The organism is Chryseobacterium sp. 22458, from assembly GCF_052044975.1.
GTDB lineage: Bacteria > Bacteroidota > Bacteroidia > Flavobacteriales > Weeksellaceae > Chryseobacterium.
The window spans coordinates 1-3,445 of record NZ_JBQEOA010000015.1; the positions used below are offsets into that span (position 1 = coordinate 1).

At 39.8% G+C, this 3,445-nt stretch carries 1 protein-coding gene and 1 pseudogene; both read left to right on the top strand.

Annotated elements, in window-relative coordinates:
* A pseudogene (locus ACTJJF_RS21955) lies at positions 1–747 on the top strand (hypothetical protein); the annotation flags it as partial.
* Between the two features lie 62 nt (positions 748–809).
* Positions 810–3,445 (top strand): DUF6443 domain-containing protein (locus ACTJJF_RS21960; protein ID WP_440701018.1); only part of this gene is annotated, 2,636 nt, incomplete at its 3' end.

A 3,445-nucleotide genomic window follows, 5' to 3' on the forward strand; every position in this document is an offset into this window, starting at 1 on the left:
GTTTCCCGGAATTACTTTGATTCAGGAATGGTAGAGACCAAGAATGAGATATTCCGAAATACGCATAACAATAAGCCTAAGTTGGAAAGATCTACCTCATTTGATGGGAGCATTCAGGAGACTTCCTATCAATATGCCCTGGAGAAAAATAATTTGAAATTATTGGGAGCCAATATGGTAGGTCTTCCTTTAGAAATTACTTCCACGATTAAGAAAAATATTTCTGATCCGGGGAAGCTTATATCCAGGTCGGAGACAAAATATGAGAATCCGGGTCACAAATATCCATCGTCATCAGTTTCTTATGATTCTCAGGATCTATTGGCCTCAGAAGTGATTTTCAATCGCTACGACAGCAAAGGAAATTTAGAACAGTATACAACCAAAGACGGTATTCCGGTTTCTGTGGTTTGGGGGTACAACAAGACCCAGCCTATTGCCAAAGTAGAAGGAGCGTCGTATGATCAGATTGTGCCTTATCTATCTGATATTATCAGTAAGTCTGATGCCGCTGTGATTTCAGAAGCAGATCTTCAAAATGCTCTTGATGCGTTTAGAAACAATACAAACTTTGGAAATTATCAGATCACTACGTATTTGTTTGATTCTCTGGCACGGATGAAAACCATGACTCCTCCTACAGGAGTTCGTGCGGTGTATCAGTATGATTCAGCGGGAAGACTGGAGAAGGTAGAAGATGAGGCAGGAAAACTGCTGAAGAAATACCAGTACAATTACGGACATTGATCATAAGTAATGAGGGCTTCAGCGTAAAAGCCATATTCTCTAATTTCTAACATTCGATTAAGATGAAAAAAATAATATTAATATTCTGTCTTTTGTCTGTTGGCATTTCAAAAGCACAGACCACCACAGAAAACTATATATCCACTACAGACTGTCTGAATGATGACTGTAGTAAAAAGACAGAGACGGTACAATACTTTGACCTGTTGGGAAGAGCCAAACAGGTTGTGAATGTAAAAGCAACACCCTTAGGGAAAGATGTGGTCACTCCCATTGTATATGATGATCAGGCAAGACAGACCCGGACTTATCTTCCGGTTCCTCAGAATTCGACATCTAATGGAGCCATTTATTCCCAATCCCCGGGAATGGTTGCATATCCTGTTTCTGATGTTACCAATATCTATTCCGGAGAAAAGACTTATACCGAGAAGATCCTTGAGAATTCACCATTACAGAGAGTTTTGCAACAAAAGCCGATCGGTAACGACTGGAATACCAAATCTGTAACTTTTGGTTATGATCTCAATACAATTGAAGATCATGTTAAAAAATATGAAGTGATTACCACCTGGAATCCTTCAGAAAATGTTTATACCAATACTTTGCAGCCCGCCACGGAATACCAGCAGGGTCAATTGGTGAAAAATACGGTCACTGATGAAGATGGAAACAGAGTGATAGAATTTAAAGATGCTTCCGGGCAGACAATACTTATCCGAAAGGTCATCGGGACATCTGGAAATGCCGATACCTATAACGTTTACAATGATTATAAACAGCTTGCTTATGTTATTCCCCCAATAGCTTCGGTTGTGGTCTTAGATTCTGCTACCATTGATAACCTGTGTTACCAATACAAATATGACAGTAAGAATCGTCTGACAGAAAAGAAGCTGCCTGGAAAAGGCTGGGAGTATTTTGTGTACGATAAGCAGAACAGGATAGTGGGAAGCCGTGATGCCAATTTAAAAGAGAAAGGACAATGGCTGTATACCAAATACGATCAGTTTGGGAGAGTAGCGATTACGGGACTATCTACCGGAGGAGAAAGATTACAGGAACAGAATATTGCAGACAGTTACGGATCCAATAATGTTAACCGTCTGACGAGTGCTCTTTTTGAGCGCCAGGGCATGGAAGTGTATTATGGAAACCCGGATGCTACCTATCCCAATTCTACCAAATGGGTGAGCTTATTATCTTTAAATTACTATGATATTTATCCCCCTCTTCCTTCAGGAGCTGGAGTTCCGGATTTTATAGCGGGTCAGAAGGTGATGAAACAGCCGGGCCAAAGTACAAGCTCTAAAAATACCAAAAGTCTTCTTTTGGCAGCTTATGTAAAAAATGTTGAAGATGATGCCTGGACAAGAAATTATACCTATTATGATGAAAAAGGAAGAACCATAGGATCATATGCCGGAAACCATCTTGGCGGGTATACCAGAACAGAATCAGAAGTTGATTTTGCCGGAGTAACTAAGCAAAGTAAAGTGTACCACAAAAGATTGTCAACGGATGTTGAAAAAGTGATTACACAAACTTACACCTATGATCATCAAAACCGATTATTGACTCATAAACATCAGGTAGATACCAACCCTGAAGAAATTCTGATACAGAATGAATATAATGAGTTATCCCAGGTGAAGAATAAAAAACTGGGAGGAACCAATCCTTCTCAGCCTATTCAAAGTATTGATTATACCTATAATATCAGAGGTTGGCTAACGAAGATCAATGATCCATCAAATCTTAACGGGAAACTTTTCGGCTATGAATTAAGATATAACAATCCGGTGAATGCTAATGTTGCTCCTGGAAAATTTACCGGAACAATAACGGAGGTGGACTGGAAAAATGCCTCAGAAGGAGTACTGAAGCGCTATAACTATAGCTATGATGGAGTTAACAGATTGAAGGATGCCGTTTATTCTGAGCCTTATGCCGTTGTTCCGTTTAACAATAATTATAATGAACATCTGACATATGATCTGAATGGAAACATAAAGACCTTGAAAAGAAATGCTTTCCCTGTAAATGGAGTTACCTCGACCCAGGTAGACGATCTGGTATACGAATACACAGGTAACCGTTTAACAAAAGTCATTGAGAATGCATTGAATGATACAGGATATGAAGGCGGCAACAATACTATTCTCTATGACCTGAACGGAAATATGAAAAATATGCTGGACAAAGGAATCCAGACGATTCAATACAACCATCTGAACCTTTCCAACGGATATAGCATGCAGAATACCAACGGATTGGGGCAGCTGCTAAACAGTACGATGAGTTATCTTTACCGTGCAGACGGAACCAAGCTTCGTAAAACCTATTCCAGTGCTCCGCCAAGAGGCTCTGTTACCACCCGGATTACGGACTATCTGGATGGTTTCCAGTATAGTTATATTGATAAAGGAGGGATATGTTTGGAATGCAGAACAGAAAATGCATATGAGCAGCAAGCTTATAAAGGTATTTTTGATCCTGGACTTTCCGTTACCCCGGAATGGAAACTGGATTTTGTAGCCACCGCAGAAGGTTTTTACAGTTTCACAGAAAACCGTTATATTTACCAGTACAGAGACCACCTTGGTAACACAAGGGTAAGTTTTGCCAAGAACAGTACAGGCACTGCAGAAATTACCGATACCAACAACTATTATCCATTTGGTTTAAACCATATCTC